The sequence below is a fragment of the Streptomyces sp. NPDC002853 genome, assembly GCF_053591915.1.
This window is the reverse complement of record NZ_JBSFUS010000013.1, coordinates 309,895-333,532: the sequence shown is the minus strand read 5'-3', so window position 1 is coordinate 333,532 and position 23,638 is coordinate 309,895. Positions and strand designations below refer to the sequence as shown.

The window sequence follows — 23,638 nt, the reverse complement described above, 5'->3', positions numbered from 1 at the left end:
GGGCTTCAGCCGGTGCCGGTCGGGGTGGCGGGGGAGTTGTATGTCGCCGGCGTGGGCCTGGCCCGTGGTTATGTGGGCCGCCCGTCGCTGACGGGCGAGCGGTTCGTGGCCTGCCCCTTCGGCACTGGTGAGCGGATGTACCGGACCGGGGACCTGGCGAAGTGGAGCCCGGACGGGCAACTGCTGTTCGCCGGGCGTGCGGATGAGCAGGTGAAGATCCGCGGTTTCCGTATCGAGCCGGGTGAGATCGAAGCCGCCTTGCTCACGCACGCGGACGTCAGGCAGGCCGTGGTGATCGCCCGTGAGGACACCCCGGGAGACAAGCGCCTGGTCGGCTACGTGGTGGCCGTTGGTGACGAAGAGCCCGAGGGCCTGCGGGAGTTGGTGGCCGCGCGGCTGCCGGAGTACATGGTCCCGGCCGTGTTCGTGACGCTTCCGGAGCTGCCGCTGACGGCCAACGGCAAGCTCGATCGCAAGGCCCTCCCGGCACCGGAGTACGCCACCGGCACGGGGCGTGCGCCGGCGACGGTCCAGGAGGAGATCCTGTGCGCGGCCTTCGCCGACATCCTCGGCGTGGAGTCGGTCGGGGTCGACGACAACTTCTTCCGGCTCGGCGGGCATTCACTGCTCGCGGTTCGGCTGATATCGAGGATCCGCGCGGTGCTGGGCGTGGAGGTCAGGGTCCGGTCGTTGTTCGAGGCCCCGACCATGGCCGGACTGGCGGCCCTGCTGGCAGAGGACACGGGGCAGGCCCGTACCCCGCTGCGGGTTGCGGCACGTCCGGAGCGGGTGCCGTTGTCGTTCGCCCAGCAGCGGCTCTGGTTCCTGGCCCAGCTCGAAGGCCCGAGCCCGACGTACAACATCGCCACCCCGATCCGCCTGCGCGGTGACGTGGATGCCGCGTCGCTGGAGCAGGCGCTGCGGGATGTGATCGAGCGGCACGAGTCGCTGCGGACGGTCTTCCCCGCCCAGGACGGCAAGCCGTACCAGCAGATCCTCGACTCAGCGGAACTGGACTGGGAGCTGCAGGTCCGCCGGCTGGATCGAGGCGAGATGGCGGATGCCGTGGGGGAGGCCTCGCAGTACGCGTTCGATCTGTCGACCGAACTGCCGATCCGGGCATGGCTGTTCCACGCCGGATCGGACGAGCAGCTCTTGATGGTCGTCATGCACCACATCGCCGGCGACGGCTGGTCGATGGGTCCGCTGAGCCGGGATGTCGCCACGGCCTATGCGGCTCGGCGGCGCGGCCAGGTCCCGGACTGGGAGCCGTTGGCGGTGCAGTACGCCGACTACACGCTCTGGCAGCGGGAGTTGCTTGGCGAAGAGTCCGACCCGGACAGCCTGCTCTCGAGGCAGACGGCATACTGGCGGCGGACGCTGGCCGGTGCTCCGGAGGAGCTGGCGCTGCCGAGCGACCGGCCGCGGCCGGCAACGGCAAGCCACCGGGGACACCGGATACCGGTGCGGATACCGGCTGAGGTCCATCGGTCACTGGTCGACCTCGCCCGTGCCGAGGGCGTGACGGCGTTCATGGTCCTGCAGGCGGCGATGGCGGTGACGCTCTCACGCCTGGGGGCTGGTACGGATGTGCCGATCGGGTCGCCGATCGCGGGTCGTACGGACGAGGCGTTGGACGATCTGGTCGGGTTCTTCGTCAACACGTTGGTGATCCGTACGGACTTGTCGGGTGATCCGGAGTTCCGGCAGGTGCTGGGCCGGGTGCGGGAGGCGAGTCTGGGTGCGTTCGCGCATCAGGACGTGCCGTTCGAGCGCCTGGTGGAGGAGTTGGCGCCGACGCGGTCGATGGCGCGGCACCCGCTGACGCAGGTCTTGTTGTCGATGCAGACCAGCGACGACGCCTCGCTGGAGCTGCCGGGCATGCGTGCCGGCGCGGGCACAGGGGTGTCCGACGAAGCGGCACCGTCCTCGGCCAAGTTCGACCTGAACTTCGGATTCACCGAGGTACTGGACGGCAACGGCCGGCCCGCCGGCCTGCACGGTTCGGTGACGGTGGCGGCGGATCTGTTCGACGCGCCGGCGGCGGGACGTATGGCCCAGTGCTTCGGCCGTGTCCTTGAACAGGTGGTGGCTTCCCCCGATGTGCCTGTGTCAGCGGTGGATGTGCTGGAACCCGGGGAGCGGGATCGGGTGCTGGTGGGGTGGAACGACACCGTGGCGGAGGCGGAGTCGTCCTCGGTGGTGGAGCTGTTCGAGCGGCAGGTGCGAGCTGTCCCGGACGGGGTGGCGGTGGTCGCCGACGGGGAGCAGTTGACGTACGGCGAGCTGGATGAGGCGGCCGACCGACTGGCGTGCTACCTGCGTGATGTGGGTGTGGGCCGTGAGTCGGTGGTGGGGTTGTGTCTGCCGCGTGGTGTGGGGATGGTCGCGGCGATCTTGGCGGTGTGGAAGGCGGGGGCGGCGTATGTGCCGATCGATGGCGCGTTGCCGGCGGAGCGGGTGGCTTATCTGCTGGCTGACAGTCGTGCGCAGTTGGTCCTCGGCACCCAGGAGGCCCTGGACGAGCGTTCGGCCGGCCAGGTTCGGATGATCGCCCTCGATGACCCCGCGACCGTCGCCCTGCTGGAGGGCTACGCGGGCACCGCGCCGGAGATATCCATCACCCCGGCCGGACTGGCGTACGTGATCTACACGTCGGGTTCGACGGGGACGCCGAAGGGGGTGGCGGTCACACACGGATCGTTGGCCAACTACGTGGAGTCGGTCTCCGAGCGACTCGGCTGGACCGCGGTCGGGGCGCGGTATGCGCTGTTGCAGGCGCAGGTGACGGACCTGGGCAACACGGTGGTGTTCTCCAGCCTGGCCACCGGAGGCCAGTTGCATGTGCTGGAGGAGGCGGCGGTGACCGATCCGGAGGAGGTCGCCAGGTATGTGACCGAGCAGAACATCGACGCGTTGAAGGCGGTGCCTTCGCATCTGCAGGCGTTGACGGCCGCGGCCGGCGTCGAGGCGTTGCTGCCTGCTCGTTCCCTCGTGCTGGGTGGCGAGGCCGGGTCGCCCGGCTGGGTTCAGGAGCTGGTGGAGGCGGCCGCGGCCGGTGGCCGGCGTGTGTTCAACCACTACGGGCCGACAGAGACCACGATCGGTGTGGCCACGGCGGAACTGACGCCGAATATGGTCGGCGGCGGGGTGGTGCCGATCGGTACCCCGATCGCCAACACCCGCTTCTTTGTGCTGGACGAGACACTCCAGCCGGTGCCGGTCGGCGTCACGGGTGAGCTGTACGTCGCCGGCGCCGGTCTGGCCCGCGGCTACATGGGTCGTCCGTCGCAGACCAGTGAGCGGTTCGTCGCCTGCCCGTACGGGGCCGGTGGCGAGCGGATGTATCGCACCGGGGATGTGGCCAGGTGGAGTGCGGACGGGCAGTTGGTCTTCGCGGGCCGGGCGGACGAGCAGGTCAAGATCCGCGGGTTCCGCATCGAGCCGGGTGAGGTCGAAGCCGTCCTGTCCGCGCACCCGGAGGTGGCGCAGGCCGCGGTGTTCGCCCGCGAGGACACCCCCGGCGACAAGCGTCTGGTCGCCTACGTGGTGTCCGTCGACGGCGATGAGCCGGATGGGCTGCGGGAGTTCGTTGGCGGGCGGTTGCCGGAGCACATGGTGCCGGCCGCCTGCGTCACCCTGCCGGAGCTGCCGCTGACCGCCAACGGCAAACTCGACCGCAATGCGCTGCCCGCCCCCGACTACGCCGCCGGAGCGACCGGCGCGGAGGAGAAGAGGAACCTCGCCACGAGCCTGGAGTACCTCGTCAGCGACGTATTCGCCGACGTTCTCGGGCTCGACGAGGTCGGCTTCGACGACGACTTCTTCCGGCTCGGCGGACACTCCCTGCTGGCGGTGACCCTCGTCACGCGGTTGCGGGAGAAGGGCATCTCGACCACGGTGCGGAATGTGTTCGCCGCGCCGACCGTCGCCGGCATCGTCCGCCAACTGACCCTGGCGTCGATGAGCGACTCGCTCGGCAGGGTCCTGCCCATCCGGGCCGGGGGAGACCGGCCGCCGTTCTTCTTCTTCCACCCCGCCTCCGGCCTGAGCTGGTGCTACCGACCGCTGACACGCTACGTACCCGATGGAATTCCGCTCTACGGGCTGCAGGCCGCCGGAATGGACGGCAGCGGCACGCTGCCGAGCACGATCGACGACATGGCGTCGGACTACGTCGAACAGATCCGGACCATCCAGCCACACGGCCCCTACCACCTCGTGGGGTTCTCGTTCGGCGGTATCCCCGTCCACGAGGTGGCCGTTCGCCTCCAGGAGGCGGGCGAGACCGTCGCGGCGCTCGTCGTCATGGACACCTATCCGGCCCAGCACAGGGGAGAGGAGACCGTCCGGCCTCCTGAGGACGTGCGGCCGGCCGTCGAACAGCGCGACCCCGAGACGCAGTTGCGGGAGGACGCGGCGCGGATCCGAGGGGAGGTCGGCGACATCATCGACGGAATCACCGAGGAGGAACTGCTCCTCATCACGAAGATCTTCCGCAACAACACAATGCTGCGAAAGCGTCATGAGGCCGGTGTCTTCCACGGTGACATGCTGGTCATCGTCGCCGAGGGCGGCGAGGACAGCGAGTCGCATGACTCGCAGCTATGGCGTTGGGAACCCCACGTCCGCGGCTCGATGTCGGCGGTCGGCCTGCCCTGCCGGCACACCGACCTCATGCTCCCCGACATGCTGAGCCGGGCATGGGAGGCGATAGCCGCATGGATGGAGTCGAGGAGCGCGGAATCCGGGACGTGAGCGGAACCCCGGGCCGGACCCGGACCGGAGGTGCCGGCCACCTCCGCTCCCGGCGGCCCGCGGATCAGGCGGACAGCACCGGGGCGTGTACCGGCAGGGCCACGCGGACCGAGAGCCCGCCCTCAGGGTTGGCCGTCGCGTGCACGCTGCCGCCATGGGCGTTGGCGATGGCGACGACGATGGAGAGCCCGAGGCCCACGCCTTCGGACGAACCGGTCCGGTCCGCGCGCAGCCGCCGGAACGGCACGAACAGCTCGTCGACCTGCTCGTCCGGAACCTGCGGGCCGGTGTTGTGGACCACGAGACCGCCGTCGGGGGACAGGTCGATCAGAACGTGCCCGCCATCGACGTTGTGCCGGATCGCGTTCTGCACCAGGTTGGCGACGAGACGGGTGAGCAGCACTTCGTCTCCCGAGACGATGACGGGAGGAGCGACGGCCGTGAGGCTGATGTTGCGGCGTTCGGCCAAGGGGAGTTGTTCGGCGATGACCTGGTCGACTGCGGTGGCGAGATCCACCGGATCCCGGGTGGTGAGCTCCTGCTCTCCCTGCGCGAGTACGAGCAGGCCCTCGATGAGCCGCTCGAAACGCATGGTGGCGCGGAGGAGTTCTTCGCGAATCCGGGTCACCCGCTCCGGGGTCGGGTCGTTCAGGCCGATCTCGATCGCCGTCCGCTGGATGGCAAGGGGGGTGCGCAGCTCGTGGGAGGCGTTGGCGACGAAACGGCGCTGGCTCGCCACGGCGTTGTCCAGTCGGTCGAGCATGGCGTCGAAGGCGTCGGCGAGCTCCTTGAGTTCGTCCTGTGGCCCCGACAGGGCGATGCGTTCGTGCAGGGTGGACAGTGACAGGCGGCGGGCGGTGGCGGTGACGCTGTGCAGCGGACGCAGCAGCCGTCCGGTGAGCCACCAGCACACCACGATGGCCAGCAGCACCAGCACCCCGATGGCGATCAGGCTGATGATGAGCTGGGTGTCCGCCAGTGCCTCCTGCAGCTGCTCCTTCTCGCCCACGATGATGGCCGATGGCTCGGACTTGGGGAGGTCCGGAGAGACGGCGTCGGACGCCTCGTACGGGAGGACCGAGCAGGGTGCCTCCGGAGGCCGGAAACGGCAGGGGATCTTGGCGATCGAGCCGGGTGAGACGAAGTAATTGTCCACCTTGTTGCTGACGGCGCGCTGCTGGAATCGTTGCGTGACGATCAGCACTGCCAGGGTGATGATCGTGAACATGCCGCTGTAGAGCAGCGTCATCCGGGCCCGGAGCGAGCCACTGAACGCCGAAGGGATGCGCCGCACGATCCGTACCAGCCCCATGACCTGCGCCCGCTTCCTGCGATGGTGACGACAACGGCGGGGTCGCCGACATCTAGTGACGCAGATGCCCTGTACGGAGGGGGTTAACGCCTTCGGTCACCTTGCGGAAACCATCTTGGCCTTTCTCCGCACAACCGACCGGAACGCGAATCGGCCGCCAGGCGAACCTGACGGCCGATCATGGAAGGATGAAGCTCAGTCCGTACCTTTCATGGCTTCTATCAGGCTCTTGGGCCGCATATCGGTCCACGTTTTCTCGATGTACTCGAGGCACTCATCCCGTGGCGCCTCGCCGAACGTGGTCTTCCAACCGTCGGGCACATCCACGAAGACGGGCCACAGCGAATGCTGGCCTTCATCGTTGACCAGGACCAGATAGCTTGCGTCGGGATCCTCAAAAGGGTTTGGCACGACACCGTCCTTATTTCTCGCGACAAGAGACCGCAGCGACGAGCGGATCCACTGTTGCATAGGCCCTCACGGGTCATCAATGGGTGACGGTGCATACAGCTTTACCGCTGAAGGCGGAGCTGTTCAACTGCGGCGTTTCGCCGGTTGGACGGGGGTCGGCCGACGTTGACGCAGCTGGGGCGCTGTGGTGCGTTAGTAACCACGCGCGGCGCAGGCGTATGCGCGGAATCAGTTCGCAGGGAACCGGGTGCCGGTAAAGCGGCAGCGTAAATTCCGTACAGGAGGGCCCAGATGCCTGACAGCCGAGACCGAATATTTCTCCGCTCGAATGCGATCATCGAACCACTGGTCGACAGGTTCTATGCGTGGATGCATATTGTTGCGCCCGCTCAGGCGTCCATGAACCTGGCGAATGTGCAGGTGCCGCTGCTCGAGTCGTACCTCCAGTCTCCGCAGGTGCACATCTCGGCCAGCAGCAACCCGGCTCTGCGCGGCGGATACTTCGTCGACGTCGAGGAGTCGCGGGCTGCGGAGGTCGGCGAACTGCTGGACACCATCAAGCGCGAGCGCGCGGACATGCTCGCGTTCGCCGCTGCCATAGCCGAGGCGGACGAGCTGCTGCGGCAGAACGCCACCGGCTTCGATCTCACGCCGCTGTACCCGAAGCTGCCGGCGGCGCTGAACGGCTTGGTGGAGCTGGCCTACGACACCAGCAACCAGGCGTCCGTGCACCTGATCGAGCCGCTGCTGTACCACAGCAAGGCCTTCGACCGGGGCCGCCAATCCGTCCAGCTCTCCCTCGACGACGGTGTGGAGCGGCCGTTCATCCTCAGCACCCCCCGACTTCCCTCACCCGACGTGCTGGACCTGCAGATCCCGTTCGACCACCCCGGTCTTGACGAGCTGATGAGGGCGCGGATCGAAGGGACGACCGCCGCTCGCCTGCACGAGGCGCTCGGGCTCGACGGCGCCCAGGCCGCCCAGCTGGACCGGCTGCTCGTCCCGGAGCCGAGCCTCGCGCCGGACCGGCACATCGACAGCGGCGGCCGGATCCGCTACTTCGGGCACGCGTGCCTCGTGCTGCAGAGCCCGGAGGCCGCTGTCGTGGTGGATCCCTTCATCAGCACGGACAACCGGCACGGCGACCGGTACACCCTCGACGACCTGCCGGACCACATCGACCTGGCGCTGATCACGCACGGGCACCAGGACCACATCGTCCTGGAGACCTTGCTGCAGCTGCGCTCGCGCACCGACGCGGTCGTCGTCCCCCGCTCGTCGCGGGGCAACCTGTGCGACCCGTCGATCGGCCTCTACCTCAAGTCCATGGGCTTCACGGTGATCGAGGTCGACGACTTCGACGAGGTGCCGCTGCCGGGCGGCGCCCGAGTGGTGGCCACGCCGTTCCTGGGCGAGCACTCCGACCTCGACATTCGCTCCAAGTCGACCTACTTCGTGCAGTTGGCCGGTCTTTCGGCGTTCATCGGCGCGGACTCCTCGGGCATCGACCCGGTGCTGTACCAGTACATCCGCTCGCACCTGGGCGGCGTCGACAAGGCGTTCCTGGGCATGGAGTGCGACGGTGCCCCGCTGACCTGGCTCTACCAGGGACTGCTGACCCGCCCGGTGACCAAGAAGATGAGCGACTCGCGCAAGCTGTCGGGTTCGAACGCGGAGCAGGCAGGCGCGATCATGACCGAGCTCGGCGCGGGAGAGGCGTACGTGTACGCCATGGGTGAGGAGAGCTGGCAAGGCCACGTCATGGCGACGACGTACACGCCCGACACGTACCAGATCCAGCAGATAGAGGAGTTCCTCACCTGGTGCAAGGCGCAGCAAATCCACGCGGAACACCTGTTCAACAAGCGCGAGTGGCGCTGGTAAGAGGTCTTCGACGATGCCATATCTCCAGTCCAACGGGATCCGGCTCGCCTACCAGAGGTCCGGGCCGGGCAGCGAGACGGTGCTGCTCATCATGGGGTCGGCCGCGGCCGGCTACGCATGGGACATGCACCAGACGCCGGCGCTGCACCGGGCCGGCTATGCGACCGTCACCTTCGACAACCGCGGGATCGCGCCCTCGGACGCCCCACCCGGCAAATACACGCTGGCGGACGTGGTCGCCGACACCAAGGGCCTGATCGAGGCGCTGGATCTGGCACCGTGCCGGATCGTCGGCACCTCGATGGGGTCGCTGATCGCCCAGGAAATTGCCATCAGTGACCCACACCTGGTCCGTTCGGCGGTGCTCCTGGCCACCCGCGCCCGCTCGGACGTGCTGCGCCGGGCGCAGACCGCGGCGGACCGGGCCCTGCTGGAGAGCGGGGTCAAGCTGCCGCCGAAGTACCGGGCGGTCAATTCGGTGCTCCACATGCTGTCCCCGGACACCCTCAACGACGAAGAGGCAGCGGCTTCCTGGCTGGAGATATTCGAGCTGGCCGGCGGCGACGGACAAACCGTCGCCGCGGGCCAGCAGTGGATCGACACCGACCAGGACCGCCGATCGGACCTCGGCAGGATCATCGCACCCTGCCGCGTCATCACCTTCGCCGATGACGCCGTCACCCCGCCGCGCCTCGGCGCCGAAGTGGCGGACGCCATCCCGAACTGCGACCTGGTGGAGATTCCGGGCTGCGGGCACCTTGGGCATCTGGAGCGCCCGGAGCCGGTCAACGAGGCGATCGTGGAGTTCTTCGACAAATATTGATCCATGTCATTGGCGGGCCGGCGGCGAACGAAGCGGCGCCGGCCCGCCAACGGGCGTCGCAGCCCCTCCGTACCGGCCTCACAGCCTGTACCCGCTTCCCGGTACGGTGACGATGACGGGCGGATCGCCGAGCTTGGACCGGAGCTTGCTCATCGTCACCTTGACGACGGTGGTGAACGGGTCCGTGTGCTCGTCCCAGGCCCGTTCCAGCAGCTCCTCCGTGCTGACGACCGCGCCTTGAGCCTGCATCAGCACTTTCAGCACCGCGTACTCCTTGCGGGACAGCGGCAAGTAGCGCCCGTCGCGGGACGCCTGCCGACGCGCCGTGTCCAGCGTGATGTCGCCGCACTCAAGGACCGGGGGCAGCAGCGGCCCGGCGCGGCGGCCGAGCGCAAGGACCCGCGCCACCAGCTCGTCGAAGGCGAAGGGCTTGGCCAAATAGTCGTCGGCCCCCAGGTTCAGTCCCGCGACCCGTTCGTGTACCGCGCTGGAGGCGGTGAGCATCAGGATGCGTACACGCCCCCCGAGTTGGGCCATGGCGCGACAGATCTCGTCGCCGTGTACCCGTGGCAGGTCACGGTCCAGGACCAGTACGTCGTAGTCGTTGACGGCTAGTCGCTCCAACGCGGTGGCACCGTCATAGACGACATCGACCGCCATCGCCTCATCATGAAGCCCCTCGGCCACCAGGTCCGCCAGAAATTGCTCATCCTCGGCCACCAGAATTCGCATGCTCAACATTGGCACACATCCGCCGTAATGCGGCGGTGAACAAACACAGTTCGAGCCGGTGGAGATCAGGCGGAGGTGTCCGCGGTCAAGGACGTCAGCAGGTCGTTGAGCCGGGTGACGAATGCGGCCGGCTCGTCGATCCGGGCACCTGTGGCAAGGACCGCCTGGTCGAACAGGACATGCGCCCAGACGGGCAGGCGCGGGTCGTCCTGTCCGCGGTTGAGCCGCTTGACCAGGGCGTGGCCGGGGTTGATCTCCAGGATCGGCTGGTGGGGCAGACCCGAGCCCCGTAGCCGCTGCACGGCGGTGACGTCGGTTTCCGTCCCGTCGGTGACGATGCAGGCGGGGGAGGTCGTCAGCCGGCTGGTCACGCGTACGTCCCACGCCTTGCCCGCCAGGTGCGCCTTGAGCCGGCCGAGGAGCGCGGCGTAGTCGGAGCTCGCCTGGTCGGCGGCCTGTTTCTCGGCGTCGTCCGTCAAGTCGCCGAAGCCGGGCGGCCCCTGGGCGACGGACTGCAGCCGCTTGCCCTGGTACTCGCGCAGCGGGCCGGAAACGACGAAGCCGTCCACCGCCTCGCCCAGCAGGAGCACTTCGATGCCCTTGGTGCGGAACGCCTCCAGGTGAGGGCTGGCCGCGGCGGCGGCCGGGCTGGGTGCCAGGAGGTAGTAGATCCTGTCCTGGCCCTCCTTCATCCTGGCCACGTAGTCGCTGAGCGAGACGTCGGCGTCCTGCGTGCCCGAGTAGGTGGAGGTGAAGCGCAGGAGCTCGGTGATGTCCTCCCGGTGGGGAGGGTCGTCGGAGATGCCTTGCTTGAGCACGCCGCCGAACTGCGTCCAGAAGTCCGTGTACTTGTCCGGCTGGTTGTCCGCGAGGCCCTTCAGCAGCTTCAGCACCCTCTTGACCGCGCTGGAGCGGATGTGGTCGACAGCCTGGCTTCCCTGGAGGATCTCCCGGGAGACATTCAGTGGCAGGTCGGCCGAGTCGATGACCCCGCGCACGAATCGCAGGTAGTCGGGCAGCAGCTGCCCGGAGTCCTCGAGGATGAAGACGCGCCGAATGTGCAGGCGTACGCCGCCGCGGGCCCGCGGAACCCACAAGTTGTGCGGTGCGCGGGACGGGATGTACAGCAGGAGCGTGTACTCGTACCGCCCTTCGACCTTCGTGTGCAGATGGGCGAGCGGATCGGAGAAGTCGTTGGTGAGGTGCCGGTAGTAGGAGTGGTAGTCCTGCTCGCTCAACTCACTTTGCGGGCGCGCCCACAGGGCCGATGCCTGATTCACCGGGGCTTCGTCCTGCCCCATCACGATCGGCTGGCTGATGTGGTCCGAGTAGCGATGGATGATCGAGCGCAGCCGGTGCTCGTTCAGCAGCCCGTCCTCGCCCTCGCGCAGTTCGAGCACGATCGTGGTGCCGCGATCGGCGCGCTCGACGGCCTCCAGCGTGTACTCGCCCTTGCCGTCCGACGACCAGCGCACTCCCTCGGACGCCGGCAGCCCGGCCCGCCGCGAGGTCAGCACCACTCGTTCGGCGACGATGAACGCGGAGTAGAAGCCGACACCGAACTGGCCGATCAGTTCGGCATCGCGGCGCTGGTCCCCGGTGAGCGTCCGGATGAACTCGGCGGTGCCCGAGTGGGCGATGGTGCCGATATTGTTCATCGCTTCCTGGCGGCTCATGCCGATTCCGTTGTCGGCGATGGTGATCGTGCCCGCGTCCTTGTCGAACGTGACGCGGATCTGCGGCGCGTCGTCCTGCTCACCACTGGCCGATTCCGGGTGGGAGTACTGTTCGAACCGTAACCGGTCGATCGCGTCCGAGGCATTCGAGATCAACTCGCGCAGGAAGATGTCCTTGTTGCTGTAGAGCGAGTTGGCCATGAGGTCGAGAAGCTGCGCCGCTTTGGCCTGAAAGGTGCGCGTCTCCGGATGTGCCTGCAGTGTCATCGCTTACCTTCCGTACCGGCAGTAGAAGAATTCCCCACAGCTCACAGGCACTGCTGGTAGTCACGTTTGCCGAGCTGTTCGGCGATCTTCGCCCAGCTCTCGGCGTACTGCCGGGCCAGGTCGGCCGTCGTCCGGGTGCAGTGGTGCGGGACCGCGTCCATCAGCTCCGGCCACTGGCTCATGACGGTCACATTGTGGTGAAGGAGTCGCAGCAGCTCGCGGCCGGTCTGTTTGTGGCGCAGCGAGGGATCGCGCATCAGCATCTTCAGCGCGCGGCCGGGGTCGACCTTCTCCGGGGCTTCCCGGCGTCGGCTCTGCGAGGGCCTCGCCGGTTCCGTCGGCCGGCCCTTGGCGCCCACCACAGGCGGGGAGGACAGTGCTTTCACCGGAGGTTCTCCCGCCGCGAGCCGCCTCTTGACGTCCGTCACGGTCGCGGGTGAGATGCCGGCGAACCTGGCCACCTCACGCAAGGACGCGTCCGGACGCTCGGCAAGCACGTGGGCAGCCCGCAGGCGTCCCTCGGTGCTGTTCAACGGGCGGACCTTGCCGTCGATTCCGACCCGCACGTGCGGCGCGGGGGAGGCGGCCCGTCCCCGGAGGGCGGCAATCGTCTTGGCCCCCAGGCCGGTGGCACGAGCTATCGCCCGGTCCGACATGTGTGCGTGCGAGACGAGGATCCTTTCCGCCGCAGTGCGGCGATCCGCGAGTGACAGCGGAAGGCCGTGCGTGACATTGGCCTGGACAGCGCATAAGAAGGCGTCGTCTTCGCTGCCGTCGAAGAAGACGGCTCTGATTTTGGTGTCGCCTCGCAGGACGGCGGCGAAGACGCGATGCACCCCGTCAATGACCTGCATGGTGCGTTTGTTGACGACGATCGGTGGCAGTGGGCTATCGGTTTCTGCCAGGCGAATGATATGCAGCCGGTCTTCTCCCTCGACTCGGGGAGAATCGCCCGAGCGCAGTGCGGAAATCTCGACTGTGGTGAATTCCTGCTCCTGCTCGGCGGGGTGCTCATGCGTTCGTTCTTTTAGATCATTGGGCGACTGCCGCAGGACAGGGGCAGTGATATCGATGTCAGACTGCTGCAATGCGATCACCTCGCGTGTGGATTGCTGCTGTTTCGCGTGAGGGCGCAGCAGCAGGAATTATGCGATGGGTCAGCGGTTGTCCAGTGGGAGTGCGCCCGGCATCTCTGCCATGTCAACTCGCCGGCGCCGTCTGGTCCTCCTGGCCTGCGGCGAGTTGGGGTGAGCCTGCTGCGAGTTGGGTCAGGGGAGCGCCCGCTCGTCCAGCGCCTGCGCGAATTCCCGCCAGGTGTCCGCGTTCTGCTGCGCCAGCGCGATGACCAGGTCGCCGCAGTGCGGCGGCACGGCGTCGGCCAGCTCGAGCCACTGGTAGACCCCGACAAGGTTGCTCCGCAGCGAGCCGACCAGCCGTCTCCCCAGTTCCGTGTCGAGTATGAGCGGGTCGTGCAGCAGGGGTTCCAGCAGGGATGTCGGCTTCTCCTGCGTCCCCTGCTTCTCCGGCTTCTCGGGCTTCTCCTGCTTCTCCGGCGTCTGGATCTGCCGGGGCTCCGAGGCCGGATCGGAGGGCGGCTCCGCCGGCGGCTCTGGAGTGGTGGCGGCCGGCCGCGTCGACTCGCCGACAACGCTTTCGCCCGCGAGGATCCGCTTGCGGACATCACTCGCCGTGGCCGGCGAGATCCCGGCGATCCGGGCCACTTCCCGCACGGAGGCCTGCCGGTTCTGGGCGATCACCTCTGCCGCCCGGTGCCGGCCTGCCGCCCGGTCGAGTGGCCGGACTCTGCCGTCCTGTCCGGTGCGGGTGTCCAACTCCGTCCGGGACGCAGTTGAACGCCGGATGGCGGCCACGCTCTTGGCGCCAAGACCCGATGCTTGTGCGATCGCCCGATCGGACAGGTGGGGGTGGGAGGCGACGAGCCGTGCTGTCGCCGCACGCCGGTCGGCCAGCGACAGAGGCAGGCCGTGTTGCGAGTTCGATTCGATGGCGAGCAGGAAGGCATCGTTCCGTGATAGATCGACGATGCGTGCCTCGATGGTTTTCTGACCTCTGAGGAGGGTGGCCAGAACGCGATGTACGCCGTCGATGACCTGAATGTTCCGCCGGTTCACCAGTATGGGCGGAAAAAGTGTATCGCTCTCTGCGAGTTGCTCGGCGTATTTCCTGTTCTGCCCCGCAAGGCGGGGTGACTCGCTGAACTGCAGCAGCGCTATGGGGAGTTTCGAAATTTCCCCGGTCCGGGACGACGTATTTCTCTCTGCATCTGCCGATCCGCTTGCCGACTCGATGTGCGCACTCTTCGTTCTGAACTCAAACAGACTCAAACTATCCCCCGTTGGAGTTTGAGCTACAAATACTGGAATGGATAGGCTACATTCGAGTGGAACGTCCCGCCGATATCAGTACGTGAAACATCGACAGGCATAACGATGCGACCGGCCATTTCCCGCAACGCAAAGAAAGACCTCCCCCTGCCGCAGCGCGGTTACCCCTTCGCTCCCGCTGTGCTTGCTATCGAAAGAATAGCCTCTGGTATTGACGCGTCAACCGCGGAAAATGGAGAACGATCGTCCACTCCTGCGTCATTGCGGGTCGCCATGGGAGCTGGCGTACGGTTATGCCCCTGAACGATCAACGGGTTCGGAGACCTTGATTATCTGAGGTCGCGTCCACCATGTGGACATGGGGCCTGCCGGGGCGTACGAAAAGGATCACGGTCAATCCGAATATTGAGAGTGCCCGCGTCCATCCGTAGCATCCTCAGCCGCCAAGGGAATGGATACGGTCACCATGGAAAATGCCCTCGTGGTCGGCACGGGTTTGATAGGGACCTCCGCCGCGCTCGCCCTGAACGCCCGCGGCGTGACCGTGCATCTGCGGGACGCGGATCCCGCCGCGGTCAGGATCGCTTCCTCCCTCGGAGCCGGCACAGTGGAGGCCCCGCAGGAACGCGTGGATCTGGCTGTCGTGGCCGTACCCCCGGCGCTGGTGCCCGATGTCCTGGTCGGGCTGCAGGCCGACGGCGTGGCGAGGCACTACACCGATGTCGCCAGCGTCAAGGCCGGACCGCAGCAGGAGGCGCTTGCCCTCGCCTGTGACACCGCGCGCTACGTCGGCGGCCACCCGATGGCGGGCCGTGAGCGCGGCGGGCCACTGGCCGCCCGGCCGGATCTCTTCGTCGGGTGCAACTGGGTGCTCACACCGACGCCCGACACCGACACCGACACGCTGAACAGCGGGCTCGAACTCGTGGCCCTGTGCGGGGCCGTGCCGGTGGTGATGGACGCCGTCGCGCACGACCGCGCGGTCGGCCTCGTCTCGCACGCTCCGCACGTCGTGGCGAGCCTGGTCGCCGCCCTCCTGGAACGGGCCGACGAGCGCGCGGTGCGCCTCGCGGGCTCCGGCGTCCGCGACCTCACCCGCATCGCGGCCGCGGATCCGGGCTTGTGGGTGGACATCCTCGGCGCCAACGCGCTGGTGGTGGCCGATCTTCTCGAAGAGCTGTCGGAGGGCTTGGACGACGCAGTCGCCGGCTTGCGCGCCATGGCGGCCACCGACGAGGACAAGCGCGACAGCGGCGCACGCACGGTCGAGAACCTGCTGCGCCGCGGTCAGTCCGGGCGCGTCCGCATTCCGGCCAAGCGCGGCGTGCTGCCGGAGCAGTACGAGACGGTGACGGTCGTGATCGGCGACCAACCGGGCGAGTTGGCGCGGCTCTTCACCGATGCCTCGCGCGTCGGCGTCAACGTCGAGGACGTACGCCTGGAGCACTCGGCCGGCCAGTCGACCGGGCTGGTTCATCTGAGCGTGGCCCGGGATCTGATGGACGTGCTGGTGGCGGAACTCCGAAACCGTGAGTGGCGGCAGAACTGAGCGGCTTCACCGGCGGTCCGGCGTGCCCGGTCCGCCGGCGCATGCGCTGTTCGGGTCCGCAGGCTGCTGCACGTCAGTCGGTGCGGACCCGCAGGCTGCTGCACGTCAGTCGGTGCGGACCCGCAGGCTGCTGCACGTCAGTCGGTGCGGACCCGAAGGCAGCTGTACGTTAGACACTGAGGACCCGAAGGCGCCTGTCTCGCGTGGCCTCGACGGCAGGCGACCGATCGGCTCAGTCCTCGATCCAGCCGTGACTCCCGCCGAACTTCACCAGCTCATGGCGGAGTTGCAGAATCTGATCTGCCGTCAGTGATGATCCGGCCTTCAGCAGGAGTTCGGTGATGTCCCTCGTGTACTCCTCACCGGTGAGCACGTCACACATCGGATACTCGCCGTCCGCTGCCTTGGCCGCCTCGCCTCGCCCTCTCGGTGACGAGGGCATCGGCGTCGCCGAGACGTCCGGCCTGGTCCGGACCGCGGCGGGCGCAGCGGAGGCGTCGGAGGTGCCGGACTCGGCGGAGTCCTGAGCGAGCCTGATGCTCGAGGCCTTCAGCCCGCGCCCACCGTCCTCGACCTCGAATTCAACCGCCAGTCCCGACCGGAGATACATCTCGGGGATCAGCAGGTCATTCACATGCAGAAAGATGTCCTCACCGGCATCGTCCGGAGCGATGAAGCCGTAACCCCGCGTGCTGTCGAACCGCACCACACGTCCTGAAGTCATACGAACCCCTAACACATCCGGGCCCCTTGCCCGGCCCCATGTACCGGCACCGTAACTTTTCCGCGGACATGGCGGTGTGTCCAGTGATGGTGCTCAACGGCTCGGGAAGCGGCCGGCCTCATCTCCGCAGCCGGCCAACTGACCTGCCCAGACGCCCAAATGATTAAGGTGCACGGCTGCGGTGGCCGGCAATGTCCGAAAGGCGGCCCGGCGGGTGTTCAAGTGCGTATCGCGTCAGTTGAACACGGCTGTGCAGCTGTACGGACTTGTTCCTGAGGAACGTGTCGCGCCATAGTGCGGCGGGCCCTATTGCGGTTGAAGAAAGGCGCATGCGGCACCCAGTCGAAATCCGCCAATTCAAAGCCAGCCCGCCAGGGAGGCAGCTCATGGCTGTGCACGACGTCGAATACGTTGAGCTGTACACGAGCAAGAAGAAATCGTTCGTCGACTATTTCGTCTCGTCCATGGGGTTCAGGCAGACGGCGGAGGCGGTGGGCCCCGACCGGAGTTCCGCACTGCTGCAGCAGGGCAGCGTGCACATCGTCGTCACCACGGGGCCGGCTACTTGGGAGTTCCTCGGCTCGCACGGGGACGGCATCGCCGATATCGCCCTGGCCTGCGATGACGTCGCCCAGAGCGCACAAACGGCTGAGGCCGCGGGAGCCACGCTGACCGCTACCGCGAAGGACACCCGGACCATCGCCGGATTCGGCAGCGTCGTGCACACCCTTGTACCCCGCACACCCCGCTCGGCCCTCGGCCCGCGCGGGTTCGACTGGAACGCCTTGCCGGACGCGTCGAGCGGCCGGCCCACCGGCCGGATCCAGTTGCTCGACCACATCGCGATCTGCGTGGAGGGTGACTCGCTCGACACGTACGAGGCCTTCTACCGCGACGCCTTCGGACTGTCCCGCTACTCCTCCGAGTACGTGGACGTCGGCGAGCACGCCATGGACTCCGTCGTGGTGCGCAGTTCGTCGGGCCGGGTCACCTTCACCCTCGTCGCACCCGACCAGCGGAAGGGCACGGGCCAGCTCGACGCCTTCCTCGAGCGGAACGACGGCCCGGGGGTGCAGCACCTGGCATTCCTCGTGGAGAGCATCGTTCCGGCGGTCCACGAGTTCCAGGACCGGGGGGTCGAGTTCCTGACCGTTCCGGACAGCTATTACGACGGCCTGGCCGAACGCCTTCCGGGGCTGCGGGCGGAGATCGACGTGCTGCGCTCGGCGCGGGTGCTGGCGGACCGCGACGAGTGGGGCGACCTCCTGCAGCTGTTCAGCCGCTCGCCCCACGAACGCAACACCCTGTTCTACGAGCTGATACAGCGCCGCGGCTCCCGCGGCTTCGGCGGCGGCAACATCCGCGCCCTGTACGAAGCGATCGAGCGTGACCGGCTGGCCGCCGAATGAACCACGGTGCCGATGGCGCGGGCGGCCCGTTGACCTTGGCTGACTATGCCGAGCTGGCGCGGCAGCGCCTGGACCCACAGGTCTGGGACTTCGTCGCCGGCGGCGCGGGCGACGAGCGGACGCTGGCAGGCAACGCGGTCGCCTTCGACCGCGTCCGGCTCCACCCCCGGGTACTGTCCGGCGTGACGCAGCCCGCCCTCAACACCCCGATACTCGGCCGCACTTGGGCTGCACCGGTGGGCGTGGCACCCGTCAGCTACCACACGCTGGCCCACCCCGACGGGGAGGTGGCCACGGCTGTGGCGGCCGGCGCGGCCGGAGTTCCGCTCGTCGTCAGCACCTTCGCCGGACGTACCTTCCACGACATCGCCACTGCTGCCACGGCCCCCCTCTGGCTGCAGCTCTACTGCTTCCGCGACCGCAAGGTGACCCGCGGGCTCGTCGAGCGCGCGGAGGAGGCAGGCTTTGAAGCGCTGGTCCTCACCGTCGACGCCCCCCGGCTCGGCCGTCGGCTGCGGGACGAGCGCAACGGCTTCCGGCTCCCGCCCGGGATCGTGCCGGCCAACCTCTCCGGCACCGGCTTCTCCGCACCCGGCGAGCACGCCCGCGAGGCCTTCGACGCCGCCCTCGACTGGACCGTCGTCGAGTGGCTGCGCTCCATCAGTCCGCTGCCCGTCCTGCTCAAGGGCATCCTGACCGCCGATGACGCACGCCGGGCGACGGAGGAGGGCGCGGACGGCGTCATCGTGTCCAACCACGGCGGCCGCCAACTGGACGGAGCCGCGGCCACCCTCGACGTCCTGCCCGAGGTCGCGGCGGAGGTCTCCGGCCGCTGCACCGTGCTGCTCGACGGCGGCGTCCGGCGCGGTGGCGATGTCCTGGCCGCTCTGGCACTCGGGGCGGACGCGGTGCTGATGGGCCGCCCCGTGCTGCACGGTCTGGCGGCGGCGGGACGCGACGGTGTCGCGGACGTACTCGGCATCGTGACGGACGAGCTGGCGGACGCGATGACGCTCTCCGGCTGCCCCTCGGTCGCCGACGCCGGCCCCGGGCTGGTCTCGGGGAGCGCTGTGCCCCTGGCGCGAACCGGCGGGCGCCCGGCCGCGGCAGAGCGGCCGCGCACGCATGTCTCCGGGCTGCTGAAGGAGGAGTTGCACGGCAGCGTCTCCGACCCGGTGCTGGACACGATGAACTTCCTCAACGAGATCACGCACCGCTACCCCGATGCGATCTCCTTCGCCCCCGGGCGTCCGTACGACGGCTTCTTCGACTCCGAGCAGCTCTTCACGCACATCCGTCGCTACATGGACCACCTGGCCGCCGCCGGTCGTTCTCCCGCCCAGGTTCGCGATGCCCTCTTCCAGTACGGGCCCACCAGCGGGCTGATCCGCGGGCTCGTCGCCGACTCACTGCGCCTGGACGAGGGCATCGACGTGCCGGCCGAGTCCATCGTCGTCACCGTGGGCTGCCAGGAGGCGATGCTGCTCGTCCTGCGTGCCCTGATCGCAGGACCGGACGACGCCCTGCTCGTCTCCAGCCCGTGCTACGTGGGCATCACCGGTGCCGCTCGCCTGCTCGACATTGAGCCGACCGCGGTCGAAGAAGGCGCCGACGGGTTTTGCTGCGAGGCTCTCGAAGCGGCCATCAGGACCGAGCGCGCCCGCGGCCGCCGTCCCCGCGCCTTCTACGTCATCCCCGACCACTCCAACCCGTCCGGCAGCACCATGGCGATCGACGAGCGGCACGAGCTGCTGAAGCTCGCCGACCGTGAGGACTTGCTCATCCTCGAGGACAGCCCCTACCGGCTGGTGAGCCCGGGACTGCAACTGCCGACACTCAAGTCCCTCGACCGCGACCGTCGCGTGGTCCAGCTGGGTTCCTTCGCCAAGACGCTCCTCCCCGGCGCCCGGGTGGGCTACGCGGTCGCCGACCAGCTCGTCACGGCCCCGTCGGGCAGCACCTGCCTGCTCGCCGACGAGCTCAGCCGGATCAAGAGCATGGTGACGGTCAACACCTCGACGCTCAGCCAGGCCTTGATCGGCGGAATGCTCCTCGCCGGCGAGGGCGGCGTGAGCGAGCACAACGCCGGTACGGCGCGCCACTACGGGGAAGCCATGCAGGCCACCCTCCGGGCGCTCGACGCCGCGTTCACCGAAGCCGAACGGGAGGATCTCGGCGTGAGCTGGAACCGGCCGAGCGGCGGCTTCTTCCTCACCGTCACCGTCCCGTTCCCGGCCGACAACGCCGCACTCACGCGCTCGGCCGAGGAATTCGGCGTCATCTGGACGCCCATGTCGTACTTCTATCCGCAGGGCGGCGGGGAGCACACGCTCCGGCTGTCCGTGAGTTACCTGACCCACGCCGACATCCATGAGGGAACCGGTCGCCTTGCACGGTTCATCAGGACGGCGGCGCACTGAAAGGACGACAGGAGTGCTCACCATCGTGCACCGTCTGCACAGCAAACCCCGCATGTGGGGGTGGACCTTCCGATGACCGCCACCATCACCCGCCCGGCCGGTGGCTCTCTGCCGGCTCCTCCAGAGCTCCAGCCGAAGCCCTTCGCCAACTCCAGCCGCATCATCGGTGTCGGCACCGCCGTGACCGAGGTCTCCTACTCGCAGCACGAGCTGCTCGACCGCTTCCGGATCACCGACCCCAAGATCCGCTCAGTGTTCCTGAACAGCGCCATCGAGCGGCGCTACCTCACCCTCCCGAACCCCAGTACGACGGAGCCCTTCTCTCAGGAATCCCAGGGCGAGTTGCTCACCAAGCACAAGCGGATCGCCCTCGACATGGGGGCGCGGGCCGTGCGCGCGTGTCTGCGGGACGCGGGCATCGAACTCGCCGACGTCGACTACCTGTGCTGCGTGACCACCACGGGTTTCCTCACCCCCGGCCTCAGCGCGCTGCTCATCAAGGACATGGGCATGGGCGCCGGATGCAGCCGGGTGGACGTGGTCGGCATGGGCTGCAACGCGGGCCTGAACGCGCTCAACGCGACGACGGCCTGGTCGATGGCGCACCCCGGACAGGTCGCCGTCCTGCTCTGTGCCGAGGCATGCTCCGCCGCCTACGTCATGGACTCCACCATGCGCACCGCGGTCGTCAACAGCCTCTTCGGCGACGGAGCCGCCGCCATCGCTCTGTTCGCCGATCCACCCGACGCCGCCGGGCCCGCGCCCGGGGAACTGCCGACGGAACACGCGGGATCCTCTGCCGGCCCGTGCCTGCTGGGTTTCGCCAGCCACCTCATTCACGAGGCTGTGGATGCCATGCGCTACGACTGGGACGACGACGCGCACAAGTTCAGCTTCTACCTCGACCCGGACATCCCGTACGTGGTCGGGGCCCATGCGGAGCGGGTGGTGGACCGGCTGCTGGCCGACGCGGGGCTGCGTCGCAGCAGCGTCGACCACTGGCTCGTGCACTCCGGCGGCAAGAAGGTCATCGACGCGGTCCGCATGAACCTCGGCCTCACCCGCCAGGACCTGCGGCATACCACCGGGGTGCTGCGCGACTACGGCAACCTGTCGAGCGGATCGTTTCTGTTCTCGTACGAGCGGCTGCTCGAAGAAGGCCGCGTCAGAGCGGGGGACTTCGGCGTGCTGATGACCATGGGACCTGGGTCCACGATCGAGACGGCGCTGGTCCAATGGTGAGGGCGGAGCAGCAGGCAGCGGAGACGAGGCTCCGGGTGGACGGCGGACGGCCGCCGACGCCGGAGGCCATCGCGGCGATCAGTGCCGTGTGCGACCGTGCGGAGGACGCCGGGGGACGCAGCCCAGTGATCGTCGAGTTGTCCGGTACCCCGGACAGTGGTTGGGCCGATGAGCTGACGGTGGGTCTTGTCAGCAAGTGGGAGCGAGTCCTGCGCAGACTTGAGCGGCTGCCCACCACCACCATCGCGGTCGCCGACGGCGACTGCGGCGGCCCCGCTCTGGACGCCTTGCTGGCCACCGACATCCGCATCGCCACCCCTTCATCGCGGTTGGTGCCGGCCATGGCCGACGGGGCCACGTGGCCCGGAATGGTGCTGCACCGGCTCGCCCAGCAGGCAACCGGAACCGCGGCCATCCGGCACGCGGCGCTGTTCGGCACCCCGCTCGACGCCGCGCAGGCGCTGGCGCTGCACCTGATCGACGAGGTGACGGACGACACCGCGGTCGCGGTGGCGGCGGCCGCCGAACGCACCGTCGGCTTCGCCGGAACCGAGTTGGCCATCAGGCGGCAGCTGCTGCTCGATGCCCACACCGTCCCGTTCGAGGAGGCGCTCGGGGCCCATCTGGCGGCCTGCGACCGAGAGTTGCGGCGGATCTCGGCCGAGGCCGCGACGTGACCGGCACCGTACCGGCGTCCGTCCAGCCGGCGAGCACGGGGGAGATGCGGGCGAGTCTCCCCCGTGCGCGCGCGGCGCTCGCGCGCGCGGCACAGCAGTCGGCTGCGTCGCCCCCGGACCGGATGAGGACGCTGCGCAGCGCCTTCCTCGATGCACATGGCGACGCCGTCTACGCCGAGCTCACCGCGGACCGTACCCGCGGCCTGCGTCTTGGCGAGCTGGCCGCCGCGGGGGCGGGCGCGTTCCCGGGGCTCGTCCCCACCGCGGCCGAGCTGGCCGCGGACCGCGCGCTGCCCCAGGCGCAGAAGGCGGGTCACGAGATCGACCTGGGCATCTTCTTCTGCCGGATCCTGCGCTCGCCGTGCTCCGGCGGCCACCTGGTGGACGCCATGCTCCACCCCACCGAGCGGGCCCTGGAGCTGCTGCCCGCGTTCACCGCCACGGGGTGGGCCGACCTCGGCTCCGTGCGGATGGAGCGCCGCGACGGGGTTGCCCGGCTGACGATGTGCCGTGACGACTGCCTGAACGCCGAGGACGACCGGCAGGTCGACGACATGGAGACAGCGGTCGACCTGGCTCTGCTCGACCCCGCGGTCGAACTCTGCCTGCTCCGTGGGGGAGAGATGACCCATCCCCGCTATGCGGGGAAGCGCGTGTTCAGCTCCGGGATCAACCTCAAGAGCCTGCATGCCGGGGACATCTCGCTCGACGGCTTCCTGCTGCGCCGCGAGCTCGGGTACCTGCACAAGATCTGGCGCGGCGTCCGCGTCGACGACGGCGCGTCCTGGCATGCGTCGGCCCGGTCCAAGCCGTGGGTCGCGGCCGTCGACACCTTCGCCATCGGTGGCGGGATGCAGCTGCTGCTGGTCGTCGACCACGTCCTTGCCTCCTCCGACGCCTACCTCAGCCTGCCCGCGGCCCGGGAGGGCATCGTTCCCGGAGTCGCCAACCTCCGGCTGACCCGGTACACAGGGCCGCGCCTGGCACGCCAGATCATCCTGGAGGGCCGCAGGATCCAGGCAACCGACCCGGAAGCCCGGCTCCTCGTGGACGAGATACACACCCCGAACGAGCTGAACGCTGCTGTCGAAGCCAGCCTCGACCGGCTCCGGGGTCCGGCGGTCACGGCGAACCGGAAGATGCTGAACGCCGCAGATGAGGACGTCGACGTGTTCCGGCGCTATATGGCGGAGTTCGCGCTGGAGCAGTCGATGCGCCTGCACAGCGCGGATGTGGTCGACAAGGTCGGCCGCTTCTCCGCTCGGGGCACGGAGGCCGGGCAGAGCCCTTGATACGAGCCGGAGGGGCATCCGGCCCCGGCTCACAGGCCTCGCGCGAGTTAGGCGTGGCCTTGGCAGGGGAGTTCTCCAGCGTCATGGCCGCCGATCGAGCGCTCGATGTGCGCGTTT

At 68.4% G+C, this 23,638-nt stretch carries 16 protein-coding genes; 9 read left to right on the top strand and 7 right to left on the bottom strand.

The genetic code is table 11. The annotated features are described in order from the left end of the window. The coding region (locus ACWD02_RS33715; protein WP_451217635.1) for an amino acid adenylation domain-containing protein at positions 1–4,758 on the top strand (4,758 nt) is incomplete at its 5' end. A 64-nt stretch (positions 4,759–4,822) separates the two neighbouring features. Here the strand turns inward: ACWD02_RS33715 and ACWD02_RS33710 are convergent. Further along, entirely contained in the window at positions 4,823–6,070 is a 1,248-nt protein-coding gene (locus ACWD02_RS33710; protein WP_451217632.1) for a sensor histidine kinase, read from the bottom strand. 195 nt (positions 6,071–6,265) lie between these two features. After that, on the bottom strand, positions 6,266–6,481 hold the full coding sequence (locus ACWD02_RS33705) for an MbtH family protein (RefSeq protein ID WP_451217680.1): 216 nt from the start codon (positions 6,479–6,481) through the stop codon (positions 6,266–6,268). A gap of 291 nt (positions 6,482–6,772) precedes the next feature. On the opposite strand from ACWD02_RS33705, the gene ACWD02_RS33700 reads away from it, so the two are divergent. Together ACWD02_RS33700 and ACWD02_RS33695 are read left to right on the top strand one after the other, a co-directional pair. Continuing rightward, positions 6,773–8,365, top strand: coding sequence for an MBL fold metallo-hydrolase (locus ACWD02_RS33700; protein WP_451217629.1), 1,593 nt, complete (start codon positions 6,773–6,775; stop codon positions 8,363–8,365). 79 nt (positions 8,366–8,444) lie between these two features. After that, positions 8,445–9,188 (top strand): alpha/beta fold hydrolase, encoded by a 744-nt coding sequence (locus ACWD02_RS33695; protein ID WP_451217626.1) that lies wholly within the window; start codon positions 8,445–8,447, stop codon positions 9,186–9,188. Between the two features lie 78 nt (positions 9,189–9,266). Here ACWD02_RS33695 and ACWD02_RS33690 read toward each other — a convergent pair whose 3' ends face one another. From ACWD02_RS33690 to ACWD02_RS33675, 4 genes are all read right to left on the bottom strand, one after another. Continuing rightward, positions 9,267–9,920, bottom strand: coding sequence for a response regulator transcription factor (locus ACWD02_RS33690; protein ID WP_451217623.1), 654 nt, complete (start codon positions 9,918–9,920; stop codon positions 9,267–9,269). Positions 9,921–9,985: 65 nt separating this feature from the next. Beyond that, on the bottom strand, positions 9,986–11,863 hold the full coding sequence (gene htpG, locus ACWD02_RS33685; protein ID WP_451217620.1) for a molecular chaperone HtpG: 1,878 nt from the start codon (positions 11,861–11,863) through the stop codon (positions 9,986–9,988). A gap of 41 nt (positions 11,864–11,904) precedes the next feature. Continuing rightward, entirely contained in the window at positions 11,905–12,960 is a 1,056-nt protein-coding gene (locus tag ACWD02_RS33680; protein WP_451217617.1) for a ParB/RepB/Spo0J family partition protein, read from the bottom strand. Between the two features lie 171 nt (positions 12,961–13,131). After that, the gene (locus ACWD02_RS33675) at positions 13,132–14,208 is read right to left on the bottom strand and encodes a transcriptional regulator (RefSeq protein ID WP_451217615.1); all 1,077 of its coding nucleotides are present in this window, start codon (positions 14,206–14,208) and stop codon (positions 13,132–13,134) included. Positions 14,209–14,659: 451 nt separating this feature from the next. Between ACWD02_RS33675 and ACWD02_RS33670 the strand changes: the two genes are divergently transcribed. Further along, positions 14,660–15,757 (top strand): prephenate dehydrogenase, encoded by a 1,098-nt coding sequence (locus ACWD02_RS33670; RefSeq protein WP_451217612.1) that lies wholly within the window; start codon positions 14,660–14,662, stop codon positions 15,755–15,757. 232 nt (positions 15,758–15,989) lie between these two features. Here ACWD02_RS33670 and ACWD02_RS33665 read toward each other — a convergent pair whose 3' ends face one another. Further along, positions 15,990–16,481: a cold-shock protein gene (locus ACWD02_RS33665; RefSeq protein WP_451217609.1), complete on the bottom strand. Its 492-nt coding sequence runs from the start codon at positions 16,479–16,481 to the stop codon at positions 15,990–15,992. A gap of 386 nt (positions 16,482–16,867) precedes the next feature. Between ACWD02_RS33665 and hppD the strand changes: the two genes are divergently transcribed. The 5 genes from hppD (at position 16,868) to dpgC (ending at position 23,521) form a co-directional block, all read left to right on the top strand. Next, positions 16,868–17,890 (top strand): 4-hydroxyphenylpyruvate dioxygenase, encoded by a 1,023-nt coding sequence (gene hppD / locus ACWD02_RS33660; RefSeq protein ID WP_451217606.1) that lies wholly within the window; start codon positions 16,868–16,870, stop codon positions 17,888–17,890. A 35-nt stretch (positions 17,891–17,925) separates the two neighbouring features. Beyond that, complete coding sequence (locus tag ACWD02_RS33655) at positions 17,926–20,310, top strand: aminotransferase class I/II-fold pyridoxal phosphate-dependent enzyme (protein WP_451217603.1); 2,385 nt, start codon at positions 17,926–17,928, stop codon at positions 20,308–20,310. 72 nt (positions 20,311–20,382) lie between these two features. Then, positions 20,383–21,552: a 3,5-dihydroxyphenylacetyl-CoA synthase DpgA gene (gene dpgA, locus ACWD02_RS33650; RefSeq protein WP_451217600.1), complete on the top strand. Its 1,170-nt coding sequence runs from the start codon at positions 20,383–20,385 to the stop codon at positions 21,550–21,552. Further along, complete coding sequence (gene dpgB, locus ACWD02_RS33645; RefSeq protein ID WP_451217597.1) at positions 21,546–22,229, top strand: enoyl-CoA-hydratase DpgB; 684 nt, start codon at positions 21,546–21,548, stop codon at positions 22,227–22,229. Before dpgA ends, dpgB begins: the two co-directional genes overlap by 7 nt. 44 nt (positions 22,230–22,273) lie before the next feature. Beyond that, a complete protein-coding gene (gene dpgC / locus ACWD02_RS33640; protein WP_451217677.1) occupies positions 22,274–23,521 on the top strand; it encodes a (3,5-dihydroxyphenyl)acetyl-CoA 1,2-dioxygenase DpgC in 1,248 nt (415 codons plus the stop codon). Positions 23,522–23,638: the final 117 nt, after the last annotated feature.

What these genes read in the sequence shown, in the direction of transcription:
- ACWD02_RS33710 (WP_451217632.1), bottom strand. Translation starts at nt 6,070, where the DNA reads ATGGGGCTGGTACGGATCGTGCGGCGCATCCCTTCGGCGTTCAGTGGC.
- ACWD02_RS33700 (WP_451217629.1), top strand. Translation starts at nt 6,773, where the DNA reads ATGCCTGACAGCCGAGACCGAATATTTCTCCGCTCGAATGCGATCATC.
- ACWD02_RS33690 (WP_451217623.1), bottom strand. Translation starts at nt 9,920, where the DNA reads ATGCGAATTCTGGTGGCCGAGGATGAGCAATTTCTGGCGGACCTGGTG.
- htpG (WP_451217620.1), bottom strand. Translation starts at nt 11,863, where the DNA reads ATGACACTGCAGGCACATCCGGAGACGCGCACCTTTCAGGCCAAAGCG.
- ACWD02_RS33670 (WP_451217612.1), top strand. Translation starts at nt 14,660, where the DNA reads ATGGATACGGTCACCATGGAAAATGCCCTCGTGGTCGGCACGGGTTTG.
- ACWD02_RS33665 (WP_451217609.1), bottom strand. Translation starts at nt 16,481, where the DNA reads ATGACTTCAGGACGTGTGGTGCGGTTCGACAGCACGCGGGGTTACGGC.
- hppD (WP_451217606.1), top strand. Translation starts at nt 16,868, where the DNA reads ATGGCTGTGCACGACGTCGAATACGTTGAGCTGTACACGAGCAAGAAG.
- dpgA (WP_451217600.1), top strand. Translation starts at nt 20,383, where the DNA reads ATGACCGCCACCATCACCCGCCCGGCCGGTGGCTCTCTGCCGGCTCCT.
- dpgB (WP_451217597.1), top strand. Translation starts at nt 21,546, where the DNA reads ATGGTGAGGGCGGAGCAGCAGGCAGCGGAGACGAGGCTCCGGGTGGAC.
- dpgC (WP_451217677.1), top strand. Translation starts at nt 22,274, where the DNA reads ATGCGGGCGAGTCTCCCCCGTGCGCGCGCGGCGCTCGCGCGCGCGGCA.